Source organism: Massilia sp. CFBP 13721, assembly GCF_014842025.1.
In the GTDB taxonomy this organism is placed as follows: domain Bacteria; phylum Pseudomonadota; class Gammaproteobacteria; order Burkholderiales; family Burkholderiaceae_D; genus Telluria.
Genome location: NZ_JACYUY010000001.1, coordinates 380,748 through 403,893, shown reverse-complemented (window position 1 = coordinate 403,893; position 23,146 = coordinate 380,748). Strand labels below are relative to the sequence as shown.

The window sequence follows — 23,146 nt, the reverse complement described above, 5'->3', positions numbered from 1 at the left end:
GGGCTGGGGTCAGTATGATCTCAGGCATATATGCGCCAATCAAAATAATGAGCGCCCAAGGAGACCGCTGTCCATGAACCACCACCTGCCTGGCATTGTCCGCCTGTCCGCCCTGTGCGCCACAGCCCTCATGACCACGAGCTGTGCCCATCAGGCCGCCCATCCGATCGGCGACTTTCCCGATCCTTTCGTGCTGGCCGATCAGGGCGGCTACTACGCCTACGCGACCAATGCCAACAACAAGCACGTGCAGCTGCTGCACTCTGGCGACCTGAAGTCCTGGCGCGCGCTCCCGGACGCCATGCCGGCGCTGGCCCCCTGGGTGCGCAAGGAAGTGCCGCATGTCTGGGCGCCCGAAGTCATCAAGCTGGGCGCGCGCTACGTGCTGTACTACACGGCGCACGACATCGCCTCCGACCGCCAGTGTGTCGGCGCCGCCGTGTCAAGCGCGGCGGCCGGCCCCTTCGTCGACACTGCGGCGAAGCCGCTGGTCTGCCAGGCCGAGCTCGGCGGCACCATCGACGCCAGCCCGTTCCAGGACGACGGCCGCCTCTACCTCTACTTCAAGAGCGACGGCAATTGCTGCAAGCAGCCGACCCACATCTTCGCCCAGGAATTGCGGCCCGACGGCTTGCAGGTAACGGGCCAGCCGAGCCGCCTGCTGACCAATGGCCGCACCTGGGAAGGCAAGGTGATCGAGGCGCCGACCATGGTCAAGCGCGACGGCAAGTACACCTTGCTGTATTCGGCCAACGATTTCGGCGACGGCACCTATGCCGCCGGCTACGCCAGCTGCGGCGGGCCGATGGGACCGTGCGAACCGGTTGGCGACGCACCCTTCCTGAAAACCAGCGCCGAGGCCAAACTGTTCGGGCCGGGCCACCAGGCCGTGTTCCAGGCAAACGGGCAGGACTACATCGCCTACCACGCCTGGGAACTGAAACCGGACGGCAAGCGCGCCGACCGGCGCTTCCTGTATATCGACCGCCTGGCCTGGGTGGACGGCAAGCCGGTGGTGCAGGGCACGACCCTGGTGCGGTAACGGCCATAATAGAGAATAGAGATTAAAGACGGGACGGGCCGGAACAGGCCTGCCGATCAAGACGAGTTGGAGACAACGTGGTGCAACGCAGAAGATTTGTCGCAGCCTCGGCCCTCGGTGCGCTGGGCGTGCTGCCGGCGCGGGCGCAGACCCGCGCCCAGACGCCGGTCGAGCTCCGCCTGTGGACGCTGCTGAGCGGCGGCGACGGCGCCCGCATGCGCGCCCTGATCGACGATTTCAACGCCAGCCAGCCCGGGGTGCGCGTGGTCAGCACCACGCTCAAATGGGGCGAGCCCTTCTATACCAAGCTGATCACCTCGGCGGTGGTGGGAGCCGGTCCCGACATCGCCACCGTGCACCTGTCGCGCCTGCCCAACCTGGCCGGCGGCGGCGTGCTGCGACCCATCAGTGCGCCCGAGCTGGCCGCGGCCGGCCTGAAGGGCAGCGATTACTTCCCGCGCCAGTGGGAAAAGTCGCACTACGGCGGCGCCAACTACGCGATCCCGCTCGACCTGCACCCGCTGGTCCTGTACTACAACAAGAACCTCGCAGGCCAGGCCGGGCTGCTCGATGGCGTCGGCACGTTGAAACCCATCGTCGGCTACGAGGCGCTCACCGCCGCGTTCAAGGGCGTGCGCGCGCGCACCGGCAAGGCCGGGCTGGCGATGGAATCGGGGCAGGGCTCGTACGCAATCTGGCGCCTGTGGCTGTCGCTGCTGGCCCAGCGCAAGGCGCCGCTGATCGAGAACGGCCGGTTCGCCTACGGCCGCGCCGGCGTCGAGGAGCTGGCCAAGGTCAGCGCCTGGTTCACGGACGGCTACGCGCCCGCCGGCCTCGATTACCCGGCCTCGACCAGCCAGTTCATGGGCGGCGGCGCCGGCTTCATGATCAACGGCGTGTGGGAAGTGCCGGAACTGGTGCGCGCCACAAAACAGGGCACGCTCGGCTTCGACTATGGCATCGTGCCGCTGCCGCGCCTGTACCGGGACGCCAGCGTCTGGACCGATTCGCACGCATTCGCGATTCCCGCCAACGAGGGCAAGCCGATGCCGCCCGAGCGGCTGCGCGCGGTGCTCGCCTTCATGGCCTACGTCAGCCGCCATTCGATGGGCTGGGCCGAGGGCGGCCACGTGCCTGCCTACCGCCCGGTGGCCGAGTCGGCCGCGGCGCGCGCGCTGATGCCGAATGCGCTGTATGCATCGGCGGCGCAAAACGTCGTCTACGACCCGGACGGCTGGTACATGGGGGCGGCCGGCCCGGTCGAGTCGATGGCGTCGAAATTCATGCCGGGCGCGCTGTCCGGCCAGCTGACCCCGGCCGAGGCGCTCGGGATGTTCGAAAAAGAAGCCTTGCGCCTGCTGCGCAAACGTCCACCGCGCTATTGAAGGAGATGCGGATGTCGAGAGAAGCCGCGCGTTTGAATCCCGCTGCATTGCCGCTTCCTGCCGCGGCACCGCCGCGCAGCGCCCGCACCGAGGGCTTGCCCGCCATGCTGCTGCTGGCGCCCTTCGTGCTCGCCTTTTTGCTGTTCTTCCTGGGACCTGCGCTGCAAACCCTGTATCTGAGCCTGACCGAAAGCAGCCTGACGCGCACCAGCGCCTTTGTCGGCCTGGCCAATTACGCGACGCTGGTTCAGGACCCCTCGTTCTGGGCTTCGCTCGGGAACACCTTTTATTTCGCCTTGCTGACCGTGATCCCGCTGACGGGCATCGGGCTGGTGATGGCGCTGCTGGTGCACCGCTTCGTGCGCTTTCAATCCTGGCTGCAGGGCGCCTTCTTCCTGCCCTACGTGCTGCCGATCTCGGTCATGACCCTGATCGCCGACTGGATGCTGCAACCCTCGTCGGGCATCATCAACCACCTGGTCGGCGGCCAGCGCGCCTGGCTGTCCGACGTGCACTGGGCGCTGCCGGTGGTCGCCATCGGCACCGTCTGGTGGACCGTCGGCTTCAACATGCTGATGCTGCTGGCCGGCCTGCGCAACATCCCGGCCGAACAGTACGAAGCGGCGGCGCTCGATGGCGCGCGCGGCTTCACGCTGTTCCGCGCGATCACCTGGCCGGCCCTGAAACCCGTGTTCGGCACCGCGCTGCTGCTGCAGCTGATCGCCTCGCTGAAGGTGTTCGGGCAGACCTATATCCTCACCAGCGGCGGCCCTTACAACACCAGCCGCGTCACGCTGCACTACATGTATGAAACCGCGTTTACCCAGAGCGACGCCGGCTATGCGGCCGCGGTCGCGATGGCCTTCATGTTCGTGGTGATTGCACTGACCTTGCTGGCGCGCCTGGTGGCGGGGAGGTCCTCGTGAAGCATCGTTCCCAACTCTGGTGGAGCATCGCCGCCGTCTCCTGCGCCGTGCTGCTGGCCGCGCTGTGGGCCTTCCCGCTGCTGTGGGCGGTGTCCACCGCGCTGCGCCCCGAACACGAAACGGTGTCCGCCACCTTCCACTGGCTGCCCCAGGTCTGGACCCTGGACGCGTTCCGCAAGACGCTCAGCGCCGGCAACCTGCCGCGCTGGCTGTTCAACAGCGCACTGGTGTCGCTGCTGGTGACCGTCGTGACGATGGCGATCAGCCTGGGCGCGGCCTACGCGTTCTCGCAGCTGCGCTTTCGCGGGCGCGGCGTCCTGTTCGCCCTCGCGATGCTTGCCTTCCTGCTGCCGTTCGAGGCCTTGCTGGTGCCGCTGTTTCGCACCATGCACCAACTCGGCATGATCAACAGCTACGCCGGGCTGGTGCTGCCGCAGGTGGTGTCGCCGGTCGTGATCTACGTGTTCAAGCAGTTCTTCGACGGGATCCCGGCGGACTTCCGCGAGGCCGCCGTCGTGGACGGCGCCAACCCGCTGCGGGTGCTGTGGAGCGTCTACCTGCCTTTATCCGGCAACATCGTGTGGGCGATGGCGATCGTGACCTTCATCGGGGCGTGGAACAACTTCCTCTGGCCCTTCATCATCGTCACCTCGAACGACATGATGACGATCCCGCTCGGCCTCACGCAAACCTACGACGCCTTTGGCGTGCGCTATGCGCAGCTGATGGCGGCGGCGCTGATCGGCGCACTGCCCGTGGGCCTGGCCTATGTGGTATTCCAGCGCCGCGTGACACAGGGTTTCCTCGCCGCGAGCGGACTCAAAGGCTAACTATTCAGGAGCAAGATACATGGCATCGGTCAGCCTTCGCGGCATCAAAAAGCAGTACGACAACAACAGCGTCCTCAAGGGCATCGACCTCGACATCGCCGACGGCGAATTCGTCGTCTTCGTCGGCCCCTCGGGCTGCGGCAAGTCGACCCTGCTGCGCATCATCGCCGGCCTGGAAGACATCAGCGACGGCACGCTCGAAATCGGTGGGCGCGTCAGCAATACGATCGAACCGGCACGGCGCGGCATCGCCATGGTGTTCCAGAGCTATGCGCTGTATCCGCACATGAGCGTGTTCGACAACATGGGCTTCGCGCTGAAGCTGGCCAAGGTGCCGAAGGCGGAGATCGCCGAGCGGGTAGGGCGCGCCGCCGAGATCCTGCAGATCGGGCACCTGCTCGATCGTAAACCCAAGGCCCTGTCCGGCGGCCAGCGCCAGCGCGTGGCGATCGGGCGCGCCATCGTGCGCAAACCCGAAGTCTTCCTGTTCGACGAGCCGCTGTCGAACCTCGACGCCGCGCTGCGCGGCCAGACCCGCGTCGAGCTGGCGCGCCTGCACCGCGAGCTGAAAAGCACCATGATCTACGTGACACACGACCAGGTCGAGGCGATGACCCTGGGCACGAGGATCGTGGTCCTGAACGGAGGGCGCATCGAGCAGGTCGGCACCCCCTTCGACCTCTACGAACGCCCGGCCAACAAGTTCGTCGCCGGCTTCCTCGGTTCGCCGCGCATGAATTTTTTCGAAGCCACGCTGGCCGGGCAGTCCGGGCGCAGCACCGCCGTGCTGCTGGCGGGCGGCGCGCAGGTGCAAGTGGCGGCCGACGTCGCGCGTGCGCAGGCGGGTGCGCGCGTCACCCTTGGTATCCGGCCCGAACACCTGCAGATCGGCCGCGCCGGCGGGCACGATGGCGCCATCGGCGCCATCGTCGCCCTGGTCGAGTACCTGGGCGACGTGACCCTGGTGTATGCCCACGTCGACGGCGTCGAAGCCGGCGACATGGTGGCGGTGAAATGCGATGCCGATACCGCGCCGCCGCGTCCGGGCAGCCGGGTCGAGCTGGTGTTCCCGGCCACGCGCGCCTTCCTGTTCGACGCGGAGGGCGAGGTGTTCGCGCCCGGATGGGTCGAGAGCACGGCGGCGCCGCTGTCCCAAGCTTGACACTCCAGGCATGACCCTGCATGCCATGACGATTTCGGATAGCTCTTGCGCGTTTCGTTATTGGTGACGGATCTGTTGCTCTCTTAATATGTGTAACGGCCCAAGCCGGCATTGACCGGCAGGCGGGTGACCACCTTCTTATAATATTCAGGAGACATGCATGACACGACTGAAAGTCAAGCCGATCTGCGCCGCCATCATGCTGATGACGGCCTACGGGGCGCCGGCGTTCGCCCAGACCACGGAAACCACCCCGGACGCGACGGCGGCCACTGAAGCTGCCGGGCAGGCACCGGCGGTGGTGCAGGTCACCGGCCTGCGCCAGAGCCTGCGTTCGGCGGAAGCGATCAAGCGCGACGCGGTGCAGGTGGTCGACGCCATCAACGCCGACGACATCGGCAAGTTCCCCGACCGCCAGGCCGGCGACGCCTTGCAGCGCGTGGCCGGCGTGCAGGTCGGGCGCGATCGGGGCCAGACCGATACCGTCATCATTCGCGGCCTGCCAGACGTCACCACTACCATCGACGGCAACGAAATCTTCACCGCCGCCGGGCGCCGCCTGTCCTACCAGGACTTGCCGGTGCAGTCGATCGGCGGCATGGAAGTTTACAAGTCGGCCACCGCCAACCAGTTCGAGGGCGGCATCGCCGGCGCCGTCAACATCCGCCTGCGCTCGCCCTTCGACGCAAAGGGCTTCACCGCCACCGGCTACATCGAGGACCGCTTCCAGAAGACCAACGGCAGCAGCGCCACCAAGGACCGGCACAATCCCGGCGGCGGCTTCCTCGTCTCGAACCGCTGGAACACAAGCGTCGGCGAGATGGGTGCGCTGTTCGACGTCGCCGTCAACCGCGAAAACTGGGCCTATCCGGTGCAGTGGGTCGACCGCCCGACCAACGTGTTTTCGGTGCGCCCGGACGGCACCGCGACCCGCCTTGGAGACCGCCCACCCTTCGCCACCGCCCCCGGCGAAGTGCTGGGCCAACTGCCCAACATCGGCGGCATCTACAACAGCGGCAAGCGCGAGCGCCAGAGCGTACACGGCGCCTTCCAGTGGAAGATCAGCCCACAGCTCCAGGCCAGCGCCCAATACCTCGGCATGGGCTATCAGGGCCGCAACGCGGTCAACTACATCCTCAACATCGTCACCTGGGCGCCGCGCCTGACGAACGTGGTGCTGGCGCCCCAGGGCAGCCATTGCAACACGCCGATGGGCGTAATCTGCCCGATCCTGTCGGCCAATGCGCCGGCGGCGCGCTTCGACGTCGGCCCCTACGACTTCGACCCCTACACGGCGACGAGCACCTGGGGCCAGGACGAGCGCACCACGACCCATTACCTCAATCTCGGCCTGCGCTACGCGAACGGTCCGCTGACGGTCAATTCGTCGCTCGGCTACACCCGTTCCAAGTTCGTCAACGACACCATCATCGTCGACCAGCAGGTCCCGAACGCCAGCTCCAGCGTCTTCGCCTATGGGGCCGACGGCCATGGCGGCTACACCTCGGTCAGCACGCCGGGCAGCCTCAACGCCCTGCGCGACCCGAGCCAGTTCGTCCTGCGCGGCATGGTGCAGAACTGGAACGAGCAGGCCGGCAGCCAGTTCCAGTGGCGTTCGGACGGCACCTACCGCCTGGGCGGCGACGGCCTGTTCTCCGCCATCCTGGGCGGCGTGCGCCTGTCCTCACGCAAGGCCAGCTACCACGGCGCCGACCGTCCGACCGATTTCAATACCGCCGTGCGCCCGACGCCGGTAGGCCTGTTCGGCCCGTCCTTCCAGCAGCTGGTGCCCGGCCTGGACCGCCTCGGCGGCCCATGGGTCACGCCTTCGTCCGACTACCTGCTCGATAACGCCGACGTCGTGCGCAACGCCTACGGCCTGCCGAGCGGCCGCCTGCCGGACGACCCGACGCGCCTGTTCGACCAGACCGAACGCAGCGCAACCCTGTACCTGTCGGGCCGCTGGAAGACCAAGGTGGCCGGCATCGACGTCAGCGGCGAAGCGGGCGCGCGCGTGGTGCGCGTGAACCGCGAGCTGCGCGGCCAGAACCGGATCGGCGACGTGATCTCGAACGTCGACCTGTCGACCTCCGAGACGAACGTACTACCGAGCATCTCGGCGGTGGTCGGCTGGACGGACGCCTGGCAGTCGCACCTGTCGGCAGGCAAGACGATTGCCCGTCCGGGCTTCCGCGAGCTCAATCCGGCGCTGTCGCTGGTGCCGCCCACCGTGAATAACCCGGGCAGCGGCAGTTCCGGCAACCCGGACCTCGAGCCGACCCGTTCGACCAACCTCGACGCCACTCTCGAGTACTATTTCGCGAAGAACGGCTACGCCCAGATTGCGCTGTTCCACCGCGACATCGACGGCTACCTGCAGAACTTCACCCAGGACGAAGTGATCAACGGCATCACCTACCGCGTCTCGCGTCCGCAGAATTCGGGCAAGGGCATGCTGCGCGGCGCCGAATTCGGCATCCAGAAGTTCTTCGACTTCCTGCCAGGCCCGTGGAGCGGCTTCGGAGCACAGTTCAACTACACCTGGATCGACGGCGAGAACGAGACCCGGACCACCTTCGGCAGCAACGTCTTCAGCAAGACCCAGCTCGTCGGCGTGGCAAAGAAGAACGTGAACCTGGCGCTGCTGTATGAAGGGAATGGCATCACCGGCCGCCTGGCTGCGACCCGCCGTGGCGACTACGTCGAGCAGATCGCCGAGCCACCATTCAACCAGGACCGGGTGGTGAAGGGCGCTACCTTCGTGGACCTCTCCGTCGGCTACGAATTGACGCCCAACCTGTCGTTGCACCTGGACGCGATCAACCTGACCCGCGAGAAGTTCGAGAGTTCGCTCGGGCCTTACCAGCCGCGCGATATCCGCTACAACCCGACCACCTATGGCGTCAGTTTGCGCTACAAGATGTAAGGCGGATGCAGATACAGACGTAACAGCAAGCCGCCCGCACGCGCGGGCGGTTTTCGTTTTCAGGAGAGACAATGCAGCGCACCTACCAGAACCCGGTCTACCCGGACACCATGGCCGATCCCTTCGTGCTGAAACACGAGGGCGCCTATTATGCCTACGGCACCGCGCCCGGCGGCGCCGATGGCCGCCAGATCCCGGTGCTGCGCTCGACCGACCTGGTCGACTGGGAGCCGCTCGGCCACGCGCTGATGCCGAACGGCGCCGAACACTACTGGGCGCCCGAAGTGGCCTTCCACGACGGCCGCTTCTACATGTACTACTCGTCCGGCTCCGCATCCGAAGGCACCGACCAGCAATTGCGCGTGGCCGTCAGCGACCATCCCGCCGGCCCGTTCGCCGACAGCGGCGGCATCCTGGTGCCCGATCAGTCGTTCTCGATCGACGCCCACCCGTACCGGCACATCGACGGCCAGTGGTACCTGTTCTACTGCGTCGACTTCCTCGAAGCCGAGGGCGAGCACCGCGTCGGCACCGGCATCGTGGTCGACCGCCTGCTCGACATGTGCACGCTGGCAGGCGAGCCGCGGGTGGTGGTGCGTCCGCACCAGGACTGGCACGTGTTCCGCAAGGAGCGGCCGATGTACGGCGGCGTCTACGACTGGCACACGGTGGAGGGCGCCTTCGTGCAGGTGTACGGCGGCCAGGTTTTCTGCTTCTACAGCGGCGGCGCCTGGGAGCGCGAGAACTACGGCATCAGCTATGTGGTGGCCGAGCATCCGCTCGGGCCCTACCGCAGTCCCGATGGCGGACAAGAGGCGCTGGTGATGCGCAGCCGTCCGGGCGCCGTCATCGGGCCCGGCCACAACTCGTTCACGACTTCGCCCGACGGCAGCGAGACCTGGATCGTGTACCACGCCTGGGACGTGGCACAGACCACGCGGCGCATGTGCATCGATCGGCTGGATTGGCAGGATGGGCGACCGGTGACGGCGGGGCCGAGCAGTGGGGCGCAGCCGGCGCCGTCGAGCTGAGCGGCGACGATACCTCACGATGTTGGCAGGTGCGCTTTTTGCCGGAGTAGCAGACAATGTCCCTGTGCCCTCGAGGAGAATGCGGATGCGCGATGCGATCATCATCGGCGGCGGCCACAACGGCCTGGTCTGCGCTTTTTACCTAGCCCGCGCCGGCTTGAAGGTGACGGTGCTGGAAGCGCGCGATGTCGTCGGCGGCGCTGCGGTGACCGAAGAATTCCACCCCGGCTTTCGCAACTCGGTCGCCGCCTACACGGTCTCGCTGCTCAACCCCAGGGTGATCGCCGACATGAACCTGGGCGCGCACGGCCTGCGCATCGTCGAGCGGCCACTGTCGAATTTCCTGCCGCTGGAAGACGGCCGCTACCTGAAGGTCGGCGCCGGCAAGACCCATGCCGAGGTGGCGAAATTCTCGCAGCGCGACGCCGACCGGCTCGACGCCTACAGCCAGAATCTGGACGCGGCGGCCGACCTGCTGCGCGACCTGGTGCTGCAGACCCCGCCGAACCGGACCGACGGCGGCTGGCTCGGCGCGCTGCCCGAACTGATCAAGGCCGGCAAGCTGGGCAACCGCATGCGCAAGCTGCCGCTCTCCGCGCAGCGCGAACTGCTCGACCTGTTCACCAAATCGGCCGGCGACTACCTCGACGGCTGGTTCGAGAGCGCGCCCATCAAGGCGGCCTACGGCTTCGACAGCATCGTCGGCAACTACGCCAGTCCATATTCGCCGGGCTCGGCCTACGTGCTGCTGCACCACGTGTTCGGCGAGGTCAATGGCAAGAAGGGCGCCTGGGGCCACGCCATCGGCGGCATGGGCGCGATCACGCAGGCGATGGCCAAGGCGGCGGAAGGCCTGGGTGTCGAGATCCGTACCGGTTGCGCGGTGCGCGAAGTGCTGCTGGCGGCGGGGCGGGCGGCCGGCGTCGTCACCGCCAGGGGCGAACGGCTCGATGCACGCGCGGTCGTGTCGAACCTGAACCCGCGCCTGCTGTACACGAAGCTGGTCGATCCCGCCGCGCTCTCAAGCGATTTCCTGCGCCGCATGGGGGCCTGGCGCTGCGGTTCCGGCACCTTCCGCATGAACGTCGCGCTGGCTGAGCTGCCGAGTTTCAGCTGCCTGCCCGGCAAGGAAGCGGCCGAGCACCACGGCAGCGGCATCATCATCGCGCCCAGCCTGGGGTACATGGAGCGCGCCTACCACGATGCGCGCGCGTTCGGCTGGTCGCGCGAACCGATCGTCGAGATGCTGATTCCCTCGACGCTTGACCCCTCGCTGGCGCCGCCGAACGGGCACGTGGCCAGCCTGTTCTGCCAGCACGTCGCGCCGCAGCTACCCGACGGCGCGAACTGGGACGCGCACCGCGAACACGTGGCCGACCTGATGATTGATACCGTCGACCGCCACGCGCCCAACTTCAAGCGTTCGGTGCTCGGCCGCCAGATCATGAGCCCGCTCGACCTGGAACGCACCTTCGGCCTGGTCGGCGGCGACATCTTCCACGGCGCGCTCGGGCTCGACCAGCTGTTCGCGGCGCGGCCGATGCTCGGGCATGCGGACTACCGCGGGCCGGTGGCGGGACTGTACACCTGCGGCTCGGGAACGCACCCGGGCGGGGGCGTGACCGGGGCGCCGGGGCACAATGCGGCCCGTGAGGTGTTAAAAGACTTCAGCAGGCGCAACGGCTTCAAGTCACCTCAACCCGCCCAAAATACCCATACTGCAAACTCGCCGCAATCCGCCGCGCCGCGGCCATGAACTCATCCGCCACCGCCGGCTGAAACAGCCGCCGCGCATGCGCCTCGAACAGCCCCAGCCAGCGCCGGAAGTGCTCGATCTCGACGCCCTGGATCTGCATGTGCTTACCATACACGTCACCCTTGAACTCGCCGCTGGCCAGCATCACCGAGCACCAGAAATCGACCATGCGTGCCAGGTGCGGTTCCCAATTGCCGCCGATGGCGCCGTTGAAGATGGGCGCCAGCAGGGCTTCCTGGCGGATGTCGGTATAAAAATCGTTGACCAGGGTGGCGATCGAGGCGCGGTTCAGTTCGGCGTACATATTGTTCGGTAGAGGAAGGGCCGGGCATATTGTGGCAGATCGCGCCACGGCGGGCCAAGCCGGGTCGAGCCAAATATCCTTTGTCCCGCGCTTGCAAAATTGCTATCCTCAAAGAAACTCGGCGCCAATAAGCCGCTAACAAGACAGGGGACGCGATGAAACGACGGGATCTGTTGGGCGTAGCAATGTCGACGGCGCTGCTGCAAGGCGTGCTGCCGGCTGGGGCGATCGCAAAGGGCGCAAGCCGTAGCCGGGCCCGTCCCGGCACGCCCGCATGGCCGAACGCCAAGGAGTGGCAAGCCTTGCGTACCCAAACCGGCGGCCGCCTGCTGGCCCTGAGTTCGCCCTTCGCCCGTGGCCAGAGCGAAGCCGTGCGCAACGAAGCGCTGGCCGGCCTCAAGAATCCGTATTACATCGGCGACCACCCGGCGCTGACCCAGACCAGCGGCTGGCAGGATGCCTGGACCTCGCGCGCCAGCACCTACGCGGTGGCCGCGCGCGATGCTGCCGACGTGGCCGCCGCCGTCAGCTTCGCGCGGCGCCACAACCTGCGCCTGGTGGTCAAGGGCGGCGGCCACAGCTACTCCGGCGCCTCGAACGCGTCCGATTCGCTGCTGGTGTGGACGCGCGCGATGAACCGGGTGGAAATGATCGACGCCTTTGTTGCCCAGAGCTGTCCGAAGGAATCTGCCCAGCCGGCCGTGCACGTCGGCGCCGGCGCCATGTGGGCCGACGCCTATGCCGAAGTGACGACCCGCGGCGGGCGCTATGTGCAGGGTGGCGGCTGCACCACGGTCGGGGTGGCCGGGCTGGTGCAGGGCGGCGGCTTCGGCAGTTTTTCCAAAGGGTTCGGCACGGCCGCCGCCAGCCTGATCGAAGCCGAAGTCGTCACCGCCGACGGCGCAATCCGCATCGCCAACGCCTACACCAACCCGGACCTGTTCTGGGCCTTGAAGGGCGGCGGTGGCGGCAGCTTCGGCGTCGTCACGCGCCTGACCTTGCGCACGCATGCGTTGCCGGCGTTTTTCGGCGCTGTGTTCGGCGAGATCACGGCCAGCTCGAACGACGCCTTGCGCGCGCTGCTGGCGCGCTTCGTCGACTTCTACCGCGCCAGCCTGTTCAACAAACACTGGGGCGAGGCGGTCTCGCTGCGCGACGGCAAGAAGCTGAAGCTGTCGATGGTGTTCCAGGGCCTGGACGAAGCGCAGGCGCGGGCCACGTGGGCGCCGTTCTTCGCCTGGGTACGCGACCGCAAGGAATACAGCTTTGCCGAGCCGGCCGTGATGGCGATTCCGGCACGCCATTTCTGGGACCCGCTTTTCTTCCAGAAGCACGCGCCCGGCCTGACGACGATGGATGGACGTCCCGGCGCCTCGCCCGACCACCATTTCTGGACCGGCGACGGCGAACAGGGAGGCTGGTTCATCCATGGCTACCAGTCGACCTGGCTGCCGGCCGCGCTGCTGGCGCCGCAGCGGCAAGGGGCGCTGGTCGATGCGCTGTGCGCCGCCGCCGCCCATTGGGATGTGGAACTGCACTTCAACAAGGGCCTGGCAGGCGCGCCGGCCGCGGCGCTGGCCGCCACGCGCGATACCGCGATGAACCCGGCCGTGCTCGATGCCTTTGCACTGGCCATCATCGCGGGCGGCGGCGGCCCGGCCTTTCCCGGCATGCCGGGTGCAACAGTGGACGAGGCCCGTGCGCGCCACGCGGCGGTGCGCATCGGCGCCGGGATCGACGCCTTGCGCACGGCCGCACCCGATGCCGGCACCTATGTCTCGGAAAGCGATTATTTCCAGGCGCGCTGGCAGGACGCCTACTGGGGCGTTAACTACGCACGCCTGGCGCAGGTGAAGAGGGCGGTCGATCCTGGCGGACTGTTCTTCGTGCACCACGGCGTCGGCAGCGAGGCGTGGAGCGCCGACGGGTTCACCAGGCGGGCCTAGCATCATCCAAGGAACAAATCGCCGGTACCGGAGTCCGATGCTTATGGAGCCACATGCCGAGGAGACCGTATGGCCGCGATCGTGCGCATCGACGATGAAGTCATCGATACCGATGTCTTCATCCGAACACTGAAGCTCACCGGGCAGTTCGAGGGACTTGTCGAGCAGCTGGTGCGCGAGAAGCTGGCCGTGCATGCCGCGAAAAAGGCGGGCTTGCCGATTGCGGCCGGCGACATCCAGGAGCGCGCCGACCAGTTCCGCCGCGCCCAGGGCCTGCACCGGGCCGCCGACATGAACCATTACCTCGACGCGCTCGGCGTCAGCCTGGACGAGTTCGAGGAATTCATCACCGACGGCCTGTACCACGAAAAAATGATGGAACAGGTCTGCAGCGAAAAAGCGGTCGAGCAGTACTTCAAGCTCAATTCGCCGCGCTTCGACAGCGTCGAGATCAGCCATATCGTGCTCGATTCGGAAGGCAAGGCCAAGGAGATGATGTCGGCCCTCGGCGACGATCCCGACAGTTTCGCCGAGATGGTGAGCGAGCACTCGGTCGGCGAGGCGCGCGAGAACGGCGGGGTGATCGGCAAGGTGCTGCGCGGTTCGCTGAAACCCGACCTCGAGGCACGCGTCTTCAATGCCGCGGCTGGCGACCTGCTCGGGCCGTTTCCCTCCAGTGACCGCGCGCTGTTCGAGATTTTCATGGTCAACGCCAGGCATCCCGCCGCGCTCGACGAAGACACCGCCGTCGAGGTGCGCCGCCTGTTGCGCGAGGAGTGGCTGGCGGCGCGGGCACAAGAGCACATCATCGAAGCCTGCCCCGCACGCTAGCGGGTCGTTACGCCAGGCGCATTCCAACCCGGCCTGGCCGCCACCCATCATGGAATCATCCGCGCAACAACACCATGCCTCGACCGAGTTCCTGTCCTCGGTCGAAATCCTCTCGGTCTTCACGCCCGAGGAACTGAACGGGCTGGCCGAGGCGATCGAAACGCGCGCCTATGCCTTTGGCGACACTATCTGCAGCGCCGGCGACGCGGCCGACGGGCTGTACGTCATCAAATCCGGTTCGGTGCGCGTGTTCGGCGAAGAGCACGGCAAGGAAATCAGCATGGGGGTGCGCAAGAGCGGCGAAGTGTTCGCCGAGATCGCCATGCTGCGCCCGTACCGGCACGAACTGTCGGCGCGCGCCGCCCTCAAGACCGAACTCTGGTTCATCCCGCGCGCGGCGATCGAGCCGCTGGTCGCGCGCAACGGCGCGGCGCTCGACTTCATCAACAACTACGTGGCGATCAGCTCGGCCGGCGGCCTGGTGGCGCGCCTGTTCGACTTGCGCGGCAAGGTGGATAAACCCGAACTGGAAGAGTTCGTGCGCAGCGTCGGCGTCAAGCGGGTCGGGCCGGACAAGGAAATCCTGCGCCAGAATGCGCGCGACGACCGCCGCCTGTATGTGGTGCGCCAGGGGCAGGTGCGGGTGGTGGTGCATGACGGCGACGACGAGTATGTGCTGGCCACGCTCGGCCCGGGCGAGATCTTCGGCGAAAAAGCGTGTTTGATGCGCCAGGAACAGCCGGCCAGCGTGGTCGCGGCGGGCGAGGCGGTGCTGTTGGTGATTCCGGAAAAGTCGGCGCATTTCATCCTCGAGCGCAATGCGAAGTTCCGCGAAGTGATCGAGGAGCGCGTCCGCTTTTTCGAGCGCGAACTGCACCGCCAGAAGCGCCTCGCCGAACGGCGCAAGCGCCCGGTGGTGCTCGACCTTGCCTCGCAACCGAAAGCCGGCGAGAAGATCATCAAGCGCTTCGCCCTGGTCGAACAGGCCGAGGAAATGGATTGCGGCGCCGCCTGCCTGGCGATGCTGTGCCGCCACTACGGCATCAACATGACGCTCGGTAAGCTGCGCGAACTGGCCAACGTCACCACGCAAGGCGCCACGCTCGACAGCCTGGCGCGCGCCGGCGAGGCGCTCGGTTTCGGCGCGCGCGGGGTGCAATGCACCTTCGACGCGCTGCTCGGCTTCGAACTGCCCTTCATCGTGCACTGGGAGGGCTACCACTACGTGATCGTGTACGGCGTCTCGGCCAGCCAGGTGTGGATGGCCGACCCGGCGGTGGGTTTCAGGAAGATGAGCGTGGAAGAATTCGAGCGCGGCTGGAGCGGCACCTGCCTGGTGTTCACGCCGGGCCAGCAGCTGGTGCATCTCGAGGCCGCGCGCTCGCCCTGGCTGCGTTTCGTCAGCTACCTGCGGCCCTATAAAAAAATCCTGCTGCAGCTGTTCCTGGCGACGTTTGTCATCCAGATGCTCGGCATCGTGCCGCCGATGATCATCCAGAACATCCTCGACGGCGTGCTGGTGCACCAGAACCTGGGGCTGCTGCACCTGCTGATCCTGGGGCTGGTGATCTCGACCGTGTTCAGCCAGGTGATGTCGACGCTGCGCGCCTACCTGTCGAACTACATGGTGCGCAACCTCGATTTTTCGATGATGGCGCAATTTTTCAAGCACACGATGTCGCTGCCGTATTCGTTTTTTGCCAAGCGCAAGACCGGCGACATCCTGGCGCGCTTTTCCGAAAACCAGACCATCCGCGCCTTTCTGACCGAGTCCACCGTCACCACCTTGCTGAATCTGCTGATGGTGTTTATCTACTTCACCATCCTGTTCCTCTACAACGTCAAGTTGACGCTGCTGCTGATCGGCTTCGTCATCCCGATCATCGCGCTTACGGTGCTGGTGACGCCGAAGATCAAGGATTACGCGCGCGACGTGTTCAATGCCTCGACCGACGCCCAGTCCTTCCTGATGGAGGCGCTGGGCGGCATCGAGACGGTAAAGGGGATGGGCAGCGAGCGGCCGGTGCGCCTGAAATGGGAAAAGAAATACGTCAAGGCGCTGGAAGTGCAATACCGCTCGCAGCAGTTCAACATCCTGGTCGGCCTGGCCAGCCAGGTCCTGAACTCGGCGACGACCATCGTCATCCTGTGGGCCGGCGCCACCCTGGTGCTGGCGCGCGAACTGACCATTGGCCAGCTGATGGCCTTCAATGCCCTGATGGGCAGCGTGCTGGGGCCGCTGATGGGTCTGGTCGGCCTGTGGAGCCGCATGGCCGACGCCACCGTCGCCATGGAGCGCTTGGGCGACGTGCTCGACATCGAGCCCGAACAAAAGCCGGGCGACCTGGCCGCGCGCGTGGTGCTGCCCGACCTGCAGGGCGAACTGAAGCTCGAACGCATGTACTTCCGCTACGGCGGCGAGGACACGCCCTGGGTGCTGGAAGACATCAGCATCGACATCAAGCCGGGCGAGCTGGTGGCGATCGTCGGGCGCAGCGGTTCGGGCAAGACCACGCTGGCCAAGCTGCTGGTGGGCTTCTATCCGCCGAGCGACGGAAAAATCATCGTCGACGGCTACGAGATGAGCACGATCGACAAGGATTATTACCGCGCCCAGGTCGGCTACGTCATGCAGAGCAACCTGCTGTTTTCCGGGACGATCGCCGAGAACATCGCCAGCGGCGACGACAGCCCCGACCGGCGCCGCATCGAGGAAGTAGCGAAGATGGCCGACGCCCACGCCTTTATCTCCAAGATGCCGCTCGGGTACGAGCAGGTGGTGGGCGAGCGCGGCGTGGGACTGTCCGGCGGCCAGGTGCAGCGCCTGTGCATCGCGCGCGCCCTCTACCACGATCCGCGCCTGCTGGTGTTCGACGAGGCGACGTCCGCGCTCGACACCCAGTCCGAGAGCAATATCATGGCCAACATGGAAGCGATCCTGGCCGGACGCACGGCCGTGATCATCGCGCACCGCCTGAGCACGATCATGCGCGCCGATAAGATCGTCGTGCTCTACGAAGGCAAGATTGTCGAGCAGGGGCGCCACGAAGAATTGCTGGCGCGGCGCGGGATGTACTACGAGCTGGTGCAGAAACAGCTGGGATCGGGATAAACTGCGATGAAACTCTACAATCCCGGCGGCGAGCGCGGCTCGGCGATGTCGTACGCGGCCCTGCTCGAAAAGATCGAGATCATGCGCTCGACCCTGCGCTGGGCGACGCGCATCGAGCGGCCCGACATCGACAAGCTGCTGCGCCAGGCGAACACGCTGCGCGACGAAGTCATGGGGCTGTCGCACAAGGAGCGCTTCGTGCAGGCGATCGGTACGGAGCGCCGCACGGAGACGACGGCCGAACCGGCACCGCTCGAGCTCTCGACGGGAGAACGGCGCCAGGCGCTGCTGGCGCGCAGCTTCGTGTTCGAGGGCACCTTCGGCGACAACCCGAAGCTGCTCGACGCCCTCGAGATCGCGGAAAAGGCGGCGCCCACCGACTTGCCGGTGCTGGTCGACGGCGAAAGCGGCACCGGCAAGGAGTTGATGGCCAAGGTCATCCACGCCAACGGCGCGCGCGCCGACAAGCCCTACATCTCGGTCAACTGCGGCGCGATTCCCGACAACCTGCTCGAATCGGAACTGTTCGGCCACAAGCGCGGCGCGTTCACCGGCGCCGACAAGGACCGCAAGGGCAAGTTCGAAAGCGCGCACAAGGGGACGATCTTCCTCGACGAGATCGGCGAGTTGCCGCTGATCGGACAAGTCAAGCTGCTGCGCGTGCTGCAATCGCACGAGATCCAGCGCGTTGGTTCCGACGAAACGATTTCGGTCGACGCGCGCATCGTCGCCGCCACCAACAAGAACCTGCGCAAGCTGATCGAAACGGGCACCTTCCGCGAAGACCTGTTCTACCGCCTCAGCGTGATCCACGTGACGCTGCCGCCGCTGCGCGAGCGCCGCGACGAGATCCCGCTGCTGATCGCCTGGTACGGCGACGAATCGGCCGAAGCGCTGAAACGGCGCCCCGTGGCGCTGACGCCGCGCCTGCGCACCTTCCTGCTCGGCTATGGCTACCCGGGCAACATCCGCGAACTGCGCAACATCATGTACCGCATCTCCTGCCTGGCCGGCGAGACGGCCGACCTGGCGCACCTGCCGGAAGACATCCGGCCCGCGGCGCCCGGGGCCATCGCAAGGCCCGATGGGGCGGTATCGGCGGCAGGCATTTCCATGGCCGAAGCGAAGCGGGTCGCCAGCGACGAAGCCGAACGCAGCTGCCTGGAACGCGGGCTGCAGGAAGTCGGCGGCACGGTGGCCGAACTGGCGCGGCGCTGGGACATGAACCGCTCGCACCTGCAGATCCTGCTCAAGAAGCACGGGTTGCATTCGAAGGATTTTCGCAAGGAGCATTGATGAGCAGTGCCGGATGCGCTGTACGGTGGGCATGCCCACGCGTTACGGACGTCTCTTGTGTAGGTGACGATGAACATGAGTAACGTAGGGTGGACTCCTGAGTCCACGCGTTACGTGCGCCTCATACCGACGCAGCGGTGATCGTGCGTGGTACGAAACCATAGTGACAAGCACCAGACATATCGTTGTCGGATACTGTGCTCGTGGAGATTCAGCCGAGCCGACGAAAGGATGTGCACGTAACGCGTGGACTCAGGAGTCCACCCTACGGTAAGCGGCGGCTAACGAGAGCGCCGAGCGAGAGCGACGAGCCGGCATTCGCCTGGCCGCCTCACAACGCCGGATTCACTACCGTCTTGTCCCCCGACTGATCCTCCGCCCGCGCCACCACCACTGTGATGTTGTCGCGCCCGCCATTCGCCAGCGCCAGCGCGATCAGTTCGCCCGCGGCGCGGGCGCAGTCGCCCGGCGCCAGCGTGGCGGCGATCGCCGCTTCGTCGACCGGGGTGCTGAGACCGTCGCTGCACAGGAGGAACACGTCGCCGTCGCGCACCGGCAGCGTGGTGACGTCGAACTCGATGGTGTCCGCCGCCCCGACCGCGCGCGTGATCATGTTGGGGCTGGCCAGGGTGGTGGTTAGGTCGGCGCCGCTGTCTTTCAGGGCTTCGAGCTGGCTGTGGTCGCGCGTGAGTTGCTGCAGGCGGCCCTGGCGGAACAGGTAGCTGCGGCTGTCGCCGGCCCACAGGCAGGCGGCTTCGTTGCCGCAGGCGTAGAGGGCAACGACGGTACTGCCGATCATCGGCACCAGGCGCGTGCGCGCTTCCAGGCGCAGCGCTTCGTTGACCCGCTCCAGGCGGTCGCGCGCCAGCGCGATGAAATCGGCCAGGTTGGCCGGTGGCGGCAGGCCGGCGAGCGCGTCGACCACGGCGGCGCTGGCGAAGTCGCCGAAGGCATGGCCGCCCATGCCGTCGGCCACCGCCCACAGGGTGTAGCGCGGGTGCACCAGGTGGGCATCCTCGTTGCGCTTGCGCACGAGGCCGACGTCGGTGCGTCCAACGGAGGTCCAGAGCAACTGACTGTCGAAGTCCATCGCATCGTCCCGCTGGTGTGCTCCTCGAGACTATCTAGGGCAGCAGCGCATTGTTGACGCTGCTCTCGTCCACGACCACGTTGAGGGTCGCGCCGTTGCCGGCATTGTTCACCGAGACCGTCTGGAACTGGTTGATCAACTGGTCGGCGAAATTATTGATCTGGTAAAAATTGATGACCGGGACCTGGCTGGGCGAGGCGGCGACAAAAGGCCGGATCCAGCCGAATACCCAGGGCGCGCCGGCGCCGCGGATCGCGCACATCGCCTTGCGGTCGAGCACGGCGCTGGTCGGCAGGTCGCCGATGGTAATGCTGGCCATGATGCGTCTCCGTAGTCGGAAAAAAACGAGGGGAAGATCCACACTGGAGAGACAGGGGCTCCTCTCTCCAGTGTAGATCAAGTTTGCGCACTTGGCAGGTCAGCGCCGCACGATCTTGTTTTCGCCGTGCTGGTCGACCTTGCTGTCGACGTGCACGCCGTCGACAAAGGCCGCGCCGTTGGCGCTGGCGCTCAGGACTTCCTGCATCTGCCCCAGGCTCTGGGCGGCGTCGATCGACGAGTCGAAGCTGCCGCCCAGCTTCACGTCGCCGAACGAATAGGCGGGCGACGCCATTTTCCAGCCGCCGCGCACGGCGGCCATGGTCGGACGGTCCAGCTGTTCGGTGCGGGCCAGGTCGGTGATGGTCAAGGTGTTCATGTGATTCTCCTGAAAAGTGAGTGTGCTTGTACGGCGAGGCTGGTGCTACGGTCAGAACACGGCCTTGTTCTCGGCCCAGAGTGCGGCGGCAACAGCGATGTCCGGACCCTTGAAGCCGGCGCCGATCACGCCGTTGTTGTTGAGGACATTGATGCCGATCTGCTGGAACTGGGCGATCTGCTGGTTGACGTCGACATTGACGTTGACGTTGGGGAAGGCGTTGCCGCCGCGGACCAGCGCCATGGCGCCCTGGTCGAGTGCTGCGTTGCGGGCCAGGTCGCGGATGATGATGGAAGACATGGGTTTCTCCTTGGGTGTATGGTCGCTGCACGGCGGGCGGGCCGCCGCGCAACTGCGGCATGGTGTGGATACCTTAGCCGACGATCTTGTTTTCGCCGTGCTGGTCGACGTTGCTGTTGACGTGCACGCCTTTGACGAAGGCCGAGCCGTTGGCGGTGGCGGTGACCACGTTTTGCTGTTGCAGCAGGTTCTGCACGGCGTCGATTGACGAGTCGTGGCGTGGCGCGTAATTCACGTCGCCCAGCTTGTAGGACGGTGCGTACATGCTCCAGCCGCCGCGCACTTGCGCCATGGCGCCGCTGTCGAGTTGTTCGGTACGGGCCAGGTCCTTGATGGTCAGGGTTTTCATGATGATGCTCCTTGAAAGATTGGATTAACGTATGAATGATGCGATTCTGTCTGGACGGATCAGCGGCGGATGATCTTGTTTTCGCCGTGCTGGTCGACGTTGTTGTTGACGTGCACGCCGTCGATGAAGGCCGAGCCGTTGGCGGTGGCGGTCAAGACCTCCTGCATTTGCCCCAGGCTCTGGCTCGCCTTGATCGACGAGTCGAAGGAAGGGGCGTAGTTCACGTCGCCGAACGCGTAGCCGTAGCCACCCATCTTGAAGCCGCCGCGCACGGTTGCCATCGCTGCGGAGTCGAGTTGTTCGGTGCGGGCCAGGTCGGTGATGATCAAGCTTTTCATGGTGATTCTCCTGAAGTGGTGGTTTGGTTGGTTGAGGCATTTGGTTTGCGCTCATTGGACATATAGCGAAAGGTGTGCCAGGTAGTGCGTGCAGATGGTTATCGCCGCTCAAGTCATTGAATATAAACGGTTTATATTTGAAATGCCCAGCAGTTGCGTGGAAATTCCTGCGATCGAAAACAGCCAGCGATGACGGGAAAAATCCAACAGTTGTGTGCAGCTGTATGGCACCAAGCAACAGACCACGGCGTACACGTCGGTCGTTGGGGTGGGCATGCCCACCGTTACGCACGGTCGCGTCGCCGGAAATACACCCGGAATACACCGGAGCTGCACGGCATGCCATCGGGTCTTGCAGGGAGTAGAGGGGAATGCCCGCAATGGGGCAGGAAGAACAGGAAGACGGGAAGGGTCCAGCTCAGGAGAGAACGCTAATCACAACCACAGGCAGCCGCGCATTGCACGCGGCCGCCTGTCCGCGCTCAAGCACGCGGCAGCGTCGGCGCACGCACGACAATCGCCCGCGCATCCGGCACGGCGTCGCGCGTCACTGCCGCCGACTTGCCGGCGTCCGCCTGCGCCTGCGGCAGGCTGTCGAACGCGAAGGTACCGACGCCGATGACCGCAAGCGTGGCGACGAAGATGGCTTCCATGTGCTTGTGCATGTTCATGATGTTCCCCTTGATTGGCTGGTGTCGAAAGGTGCGGGCGTATCGCCCACGACTTCGATAGAGCATGCGGCGTGCCAGACCTGGAAAAGGGGGAAAAGCGGGGAAGGGCGCACTGCACGCGGCGAAACCGTCGGCCTGCGCCCAACAGCCCGCGCTGACGTGTCGCTCTCCGTCCAACACCGGTTTCCTACAGCACGGACGAAAAAAAACCGTCCAGTGGTCGACTGGACGGTCTGTCGTGCAGTGCACGCTCTTCAGCGCGGCTGCGGGTGCGGCGCCGGCCGATCGGCGGTGCTGCCCGGCGCAAGATCGAACAGGCGCACTCGCCGCTGACTGGCGCGGGTGAGGGCGGCGCCGGCGCCGCCCGAACGAAAGCGCGAGCCGCCGGCAATGGCGTGCATCGCCTGCCGATCGAGTTCGCTGCTTTCCGGTAAATCATGGATCACGATGGTAGCCATAGGAACTCCTGGAAAAGTGAAACGTTAACGGAATCCATCCCGTTGCCGGGATGGAGGTAAGATTGCGAAGGCGCAGTAAGAATCGGAGTCAGGGTCAGAATATCACCTTGTTCTGTGCCCGCAGCGCGGCGGCGACGTCGATGTTCGGCCCCGTGAAGCCGGCGCCGATCACGCCGTTGTTGTTGAGGACGTTAATGTCGATCTGCTGGAACTGGCCGATCTGCTGGTTCAGCTCCACGTTCACATTCACGTCCTGGCCAAAGGCGCTGCCGCCTCGTACCGCCGACATTGCGCGGGTGTCCAGTTCGGCATTGTGTGCCAGGTCGGAGATGGCGATGGATGACATGGTCGTAATCCCCTGGTTTAGCCGATGATCTTGTTTTCGCCGTGCTGGTCGACGTTGCTGTTGACGTGCACGCCGCCGACGAAGGCCGAGCCGTTGGCGGTGGCCGTGGTAACGCTTTGCTGCTGCAGCAGGGTCTGCGTCGCGTCGATCGACGAATCGAACGAAGGCGTGTAGCTCAGGTTGCCCGCCTTGTAGCCGGGCGAATACGCGGCCAGGTAAGCCGGCGAGACCATGCTGAAGCCGCCGCGTACGGCGCCCATGGCGCGGCCGTCCAGTGCTTCGGTGCGGGCCAGGTCCTTGATGGTCAGGGTTTTCATGATGATGCTCCTTAGTGAAAGTAATTGAGTGAA

At 65.8% G+C, this 23,146-nt stretch carries 23 protein-coding genes; 12 read left to right on the top strand and 11 right to left on the bottom strand.

Translation table 11 applies throughout. The features are described from left to right. The first annotated feature begins 73 nt into the window (after positions 1-73). The 8 genes from IFT60_RS01635 (at position 74) to IFT60_RS01600 (ending at position 11,058) form a co-directional block, all read left to right on the top strand. Entirely contained in the window at positions 74-1,042 is a 969-nt protein-coding gene (locus IFT60_RS01635) for a glycoside hydrolase family 43 protein (protein WP_192048757.1), read from the top strand. 80 nt (positions 1,043-1,122) lie between these two features. After that, positions 1,123-2,427, top strand: coding sequence for an extracellular solute-binding protein (locus IFT60_RS01630; RefSeq protein WP_374001287.1), 1,305 nt, complete (start codon positions 1,123-1,125; stop codon positions 2,425-2,427). Between the two features lie 11 nt (positions 2,428-2,438). Next, entirely contained in the window at positions 2,439-3,353 is a 915-nt protein-coding gene (locus tag IFT60_RS01625; protein ID WP_192048755.1) for a carbohydrate ABC transporter permease, read from the top strand. Further along, positions 3,350-4,183: a carbohydrate ABC transporter permease gene (locus IFT60_RS01620; RefSeq protein ID WP_192048753.1), complete on the top strand. Its 834-nt coding sequence runs from the start codon at positions 3,350-3,352 to the stop codon at positions 4,181-4,183. The genes IFT60_RS01625 and IFT60_RS01620 overlap by 4 nt, the downstream gene beginning before the upstream one ends. 19 nt (positions 4,184-4,202) lie before the next feature. Further along, positions 4,203-5,345 (top strand): ABC transporter ATP-binding protein, encoded by a 1,143-nt coding sequence (locus IFT60_RS01615; protein ID WP_192048751.1) that lies wholly within the window; start codon positions 4,203-4,205, stop codon positions 5,343-5,345. Between the two features lie 160 nt (positions 5,346-5,505). Next, positions 5,506-8,271 carry a TonB-dependent receptor gene (locus IFT60_RS01610; RefSeq protein ID WP_192048749.1) on the top strand — a complete coding sequence of 922 codons (2,766 nt, stop codon included), beginning with the start codon at positions 5,506-5,508 and terminating at the stop codon, positions 8,269-8,271. A gap of 71 nt (positions 8,272-8,342) precedes the next feature. After that, entirely contained in the window at positions 8,343-9,302 is a 960-nt protein-coding gene (locus IFT60_RS01605) for a glycoside hydrolase family 43 protein (protein WP_192048747.1), read from the top strand. An 85-nt stretch (positions 9,303-9,387) separates the two neighbouring features. Then, the gene (locus IFT60_RS01600; protein WP_192048745.1) at positions 9,388-11,058 is read left to right on the top strand and encodes a phytoene desaturase family protein; all 1,671 of its coding nucleotides are present in this window, start codon (positions 9,388-9,390) and stop codon (positions 11,056-11,058) included. Here IFT60_RS01600 and IFT60_RS01595 read toward each other — a convergent pair. After that, complete coding sequence (locus IFT60_RS01595) at positions 10,988-11,362, bottom strand: group III truncated hemoglobin (RefSeq protein WP_192048743.1); 375 nt, start codon at positions 11,360-11,362, stop codon at positions 10,988-10,990. The two genes, IFT60_RS01600 and IFT60_RS01595, sit on opposite strands and share 71 nt — an antisense overlap. Positions 11,363-11,517: 155 nt before the next feature. Here IFT60_RS01595 and IFT60_RS01590 point away from each other — a divergent pair, with 155 nt between their 5' ends. The 4 genes from IFT60_RS01590 to IFT60_RS01575 all read left to right on the top strand — a co-directional run bounded on the left by IFT60_RS01590 (position 11,518) and on the right by IFT60_RS01575 (position 18,547). Beyond that, positions 11,518-13,308: an FAD-binding oxidoreductase gene (locus tag IFT60_RS01590; protein ID WP_192048741.1), complete on the top strand. Its 1,791-nt coding sequence runs from the start codon at positions 11,518-11,520 to the stop codon at positions 13,306-13,308. Positions 13,309-13,377: 69 nt separating this feature from the next. Continuing rightward, positions 13,378-14,139, top strand: coding sequence for a peptidylprolyl isomerase (locus IFT60_RS01585; protein ID WP_192048739.1), 762 nt, complete (start codon positions 13,378-13,380; stop codon positions 14,137-14,139). A 49-nt stretch (positions 14,140-14,188) separates the two neighbouring features. Next, positions 14,189-17,251 carry a peptidase domain-containing ABC transporter gene (locus tag IFT60_RS01580; protein WP_192048737.1) on the top strand — a complete coding sequence of 1,021 codons (3,063 nt, stop codon included), beginning with the start codon at positions 14,189-14,191 and terminating at the stop codon, positions 17,249-17,251. A 6-nt stretch (positions 17,252-17,257) separates the two neighbouring features. Beyond that, positions 17,258-18,547 carry a sigma-54 interaction domain-containing protein gene (locus IFT60_RS01575; RefSeq protein WP_192048735.1) on the top strand — a complete coding sequence of 430 codons (1,290 nt, stop codon included), beginning with the start codon at positions 17,258-17,260 and terminating at the stop codon, positions 18,545-18,547. A 331-nt stretch (positions 18,548-18,878) separates the two neighbouring features. Here the strand turns inward: IFT60_RS01575 and IFT60_RS01570 are convergent, their stop codons facing one another. The 10 genes from IFT60_RS01570 to IFT60_RS01525 all read right to left on the bottom strand — a co-directional run bounded on the left by IFT60_RS01570 (position 18,879) and on the right by IFT60_RS01525 (position 23,113). Further along, positions 18,879-19,637 (bottom strand): PP2C family protein-serine/threonine phosphatase, encoded by a 759-nt coding sequence (locus IFT60_RS01570; RefSeq protein WP_192048733.1) that lies wholly within the window; start codon positions 19,635-19,637, stop codon positions 18,879-18,881. 34 nt (positions 19,638-19,671) lie between these two features. Next, on the bottom strand, positions 19,672-19,956 hold the full coding sequence (locus tag IFT60_RS01565) for a hypothetical protein (RefSeq protein ID WP_192048731.1): 285 nt from the start codon (positions 19,954-19,956) through the stop codon (positions 19,672-19,674). A gap of 99 nt (positions 19,957-20,055) precedes the next feature. Beyond that, a complete protein-coding gene (locus IFT60_RS01560; protein WP_192048729.1) occupies positions 20,056-20,334 on the bottom strand; it encodes a hypothetical protein in 279 nt (92 codons plus the stop codon). 51 nt (positions 20,335-20,385) lie between these two features. Further along, complete coding sequence (locus IFT60_RS01555; protein ID WP_192048726.1) at positions 20,386-20,634, bottom strand: hypothetical protein; 249 nt, start codon at positions 20,632-20,634, stop codon at positions 20,386-20,388. 73 nt (positions 20,635-20,707) lie between these two features. Beyond that, complete coding sequence (locus IFT60_RS01550; protein ID WP_192048724.1) at positions 20,708-20,983, bottom strand: hypothetical protein; 276 nt, start codon at positions 20,981-20,983, stop codon at positions 20,708-20,710. Between the two features lie 59 nt (positions 20,984-21,042). Then, positions 21,043-21,321 (bottom strand): hypothetical protein, encoded by a 279-nt coding sequence (locus IFT60_RS01545; protein ID WP_192048722.1) that lies wholly within the window; start codon positions 21,319-21,321, stop codon positions 21,043-21,045. A 482-nt stretch (positions 21,322-21,803) separates the two neighbouring features. Continuing rightward, on the bottom strand, positions 21,804-21,992 hold the full coding sequence (locus tag IFT60_RS01540; protein ID WP_192048720.1) for a hypothetical protein: 189 nt from the start codon (positions 21,990-21,992) through the stop codon (positions 21,804-21,806). A 254-nt stretch (positions 21,993-22,246) separates the two neighbouring features. After that, a complete protein-coding gene (locus tag IFT60_RS01535; protein ID WP_192048825.1) occupies positions 22,247-22,450 on the bottom strand; it encodes a hypothetical protein in 204 nt (67 codons plus the stop codon). A 94-nt stretch (positions 22,451-22,544) separates the two neighbouring features. Next, positions 22,545-22,796, bottom strand: a complete 252-nt coding sequence (locus IFT60_RS01530; protein ID WP_192048718.1) for a hypothetical protein — start codon at positions 22,794-22,796, stop codon at positions 22,545-22,547. Positions 22,797-22,813: 17 nt separating this feature from the next. Further along, complete coding sequence (locus IFT60_RS01525) at positions 22,814-23,113, bottom strand: hypothetical protein (protein ID WP_192048716.1); 300 nt, start codon at positions 23,111-23,113, stop codon at positions 22,814-22,816. Between the last annotated feature and the right edge of the window lie 33 nt (positions 23,114-23,146).

Coding starts and splice junctions, on each gene's coding strand:
- IFT60_RS01635 (WP_192048757.1), top strand. CDS start 74: ATGAACCACCACCTGCCTGGCATTGTCCGCCTGTCCGCCCTGTGCGCC.
- IFT60_RS01625 (WP_192048755.1), top strand. CDS start 2,439: ATGTCGAGAGAAGCCGCGCGTTTGAATCCCGCTGCATTGCCGCTTCCT.
- IFT60_RS01615 (WP_192048751.1), top strand. CDS start 4,203: ATGGCATCGGTCAGCCTTCGCGGCATCAAAAAGCAGTACGACAACAAC.
- IFT60_RS01610 (WP_192048749.1), top strand. CDS start 5,506: ATGACACGACTGAAAGTCAAGCCGATCTGCGCCGCCATCATGCTGATG.
- IFT60_RS01605 (WP_192048747.1), top strand. CDS start 8,343: ATGCAGCGCACCTACCAGAACCCGGTCTACCCGGACACCATGGCCGAT.
- IFT60_RS01600 (WP_192048745.1), top strand. CDS start 9,388: ATGCGCGATGCGATCATCATCGGCGGCGGCCACAACGGCCTGGTCTGC.
- IFT60_RS01595 (WP_192048743.1), bottom strand. CDS start 11,362: ATGTACGCCGAACTGAACCGCGCCTCGATCGCCACCCTGGTCAACGAT.
- IFT60_RS01590 (WP_192048741.1), top strand. CDS start 11,518: ATGAAACGACGGGATCTGTTGGGCGTAGCAATGTCGACGGCGCTGCTG.
- IFT60_RS01585 (WP_192048739.1), top strand. CDS start 13,378: ATGGCCGCGATCGTGCGCATCGACGATGAAGTCATCGATACCGATGTC.
- IFT60_RS01580 (WP_192048737.1), top strand. CDS start 14,189: ATGGAATCATCCGCGCAACAACACCATGCCTCGACCGAGTTCCTGTCC.
- IFT60_RS01575 (WP_192048735.1), top strand. CDS start 17,258: ATGAAACTCTACAATCCCGGCGGCGAGCGCGGCTCGGCGATGTCGTAC.
- IFT60_RS01570 (WP_192048733.1), bottom strand. CDS start 19,637: ATGGACTTCGACAGTCAGTTGCTCTGGACCTCCGTTGGACGCACCGAC.
- IFT60_RS01565 (WP_192048731.1), bottom strand. CDS start 19,956: ATGGCCAGCATTACCATCGGCGACCTGCCGACCAGCGCCGTGCTCGAC.
- IFT60_RS01560 (WP_192048729.1), bottom strand. CDS start 20,334: ATGAACACCTTGACCATCACCGACCTGGCCCGCACCGAACAGCTGGAC.
- IFT60_RS01555 (WP_192048726.1), bottom strand. CDS start 20,634: ATGTCTTCCATCATCATCCGCGACCTGGCCCGCAACGCAGCACTCGAC.
- IFT60_RS01550 (WP_192048724.1), bottom strand. CDS start 20,983: ATGAAAACCCTGACCATCAAGGACCTGGCCCGTACCGAACAACTCGAC.
- IFT60_RS01545 (WP_192048722.1), bottom strand. CDS start 21,321: ATGAAAAGCTTGATCATCACCGACCTGGCCCGCACCGAACAACTCGAC.
- IFT60_RS01540 (WP_192048720.1), bottom strand. CDS start 21,992: ATGAACATGCACAAGCACATGGAAGCCATCTTCGTCGCCACGCTTGCG.
- IFT60_RS01535 (WP_192048825.1), bottom strand. CDS start 22,450: ATGGCTACCATCGTGATCCATGATTTACCGGAAAGCAGCGAACTCGAT.
- IFT60_RS01530 (WP_192048718.1), bottom strand. CDS start 22,796: ATGTCATCCATCGCCATCTCCGACCTGGCACACAATGCCGAACTGGAC.
- IFT60_RS01525 (WP_192048716.1), bottom strand. CDS start 23,113: ATGAAAACCCTGACCATCAAGGACCTGGCCCGCACCGAAGCACTGGAC.